Here is a 1,411-nt window from a genome sequence, read left to right on the forward strand (position 1 = left end):
GTATATCTCCGAGAGTTCAACTCTTTTCCGTTGTTGGTTAGAGTTGGATTAGCTATGTACGGACTGTTTACCGTGATTTGCCAATCAACGAGTCGCACTCAGATTAAGGTTGCTGTCTGACAATTTAAGGTTGCAGCGTAGATTCCTCAGAATCGGGTGCTTCGGGTTCCTGCAAAATCACCGGGCGTTGCTGGGGATCGGCTCGATTGCTTTGCTCTTGCATCACAGTTTTAGCCTGACTGGGGTCAAAATAGCGGTTAAAGTCCGATCGCGACTTATCGACTCGCGCTTGAGTAAGATTCACTTCAGCTTGGATTTCGTGCAACTTTTCTTGGACTCCCCGGTAGTGGGGCCAAAGCTGAATCAAAGCAGAAGTCGCACACACTGACAGAACTACATTAACTGCTAACTTGACTCCTGTTTCGGCGGCGAGCGTTTGATGAGGGTAGGAACGCTGGCTGCTGCTGCTGCGACGAGGAGTAACCCGAGGGGGAGTTTTTACAGGACGTAGTGGGGTAACGGTAGGTTGAATCGCTTGCATAATTTTTTTTTCAAATACCTGAGACTGACTTTTTAGAGCTGACCACAGAAAATTCTGAGTTTAACGCACACCCGCCCCTGTTTGTCAGGGTGCTCGCAGCCCAAATTTTTGAGACTGGGTGACGGCTGAGGACGGAATTTCCCAATAAAAATGCCTGCCCTTGCAGTCTCGTCTTCGTGACCACAAACAATCTACTGCACGATGACAGCAATTGTCTGTAATTTCGAGATTTAACTAAGGAGGACAGGCGACGGTGCGGTTCGCTACTGGTGTCTCGAAACTACTTGTACAGTTCTGTTGACAGCCGGAAAGCCAAGATTCCGGGAATCAAAGCAATTACGAGCGCTACGTAGACTTGGGTATCTGTTAAAGACATATGAGGAAAACTCCATTTTACGGGCACGAGCTTTCATCAATTTGAGACAAATTGGCGCTTTTGGGAATCTTTTGTTACAAATCGACAAGTAATTCGGTGCCGTTGGGGAGGAGTGGGAGAGGGGGAGAGGCCGAGAGGGGGAGATGGGGAGATGGGGAAAATCTTTATGCTTGACTTCTCGTTCTCGGATTGAGTTCGATCGCTATAAATCCGCTAAATTCGTTAAAACCCCCTAAATTGGCCGTTTCCGAACTGCCTTGGGAGCGATCGGCCGCGACAAAGTTGCCGGACTAGGTTACGATCAGTAAACGTGACACTCATTTTAGACAGAGCCGGTGATTTGCGCTGAGCTAGTACCTAGCTAGCGATTAAATAGACAAGGTGGTACACTTGTTGACAAATCTACGATGTACCATTTTGTTCAAACCCTGCGCGATTCCCAAAAAACCTTGGATTGTCAGTAAAGACACTCGCTTGCGCTGGGATGTTTCGGG

2 protein-coding genes are annotated in these 1,411 nt (G+C 48.0%); both read right to left on the bottom strand.

Translation table 11 applies throughout. The features are described from left to right. Window positions 1-124: 124 nt before the first annotated feature. Window positions 125-541, bottom strand: a complete 417-nt coding sequence (locus JGK16_RS32630; protein ID WP_293194033.1) for a hypothetical protein — start codon at window positions 539-541, stop codon at window positions 125-127. A gap of 280 nt (window positions 542-821) precedes the next feature. Then, window positions 822-917: a photosystem I reaction center subunit XII gene (psaM, locus tag JGK16_RS32635; protein ID WP_015174804.1), complete on the bottom strand. Its 96-nt coding sequence runs from the start codon at window positions 915-917 to the stop codon at window positions 822-824. Window positions 918-1,411: the final 494 nt, after the last annotated feature.

Origin of the sequence: Microcoleus sp. PH2017_09_SFU_O_A (assembly GCF_020738625.1) — a bacterium.
In the GTDB taxonomy this organism is placed as follows: Bacteria; Cyanobacteriota; Cyanobacteriia; order Cyanobacteriales; family Microcoleaceae; genus Microcoleus.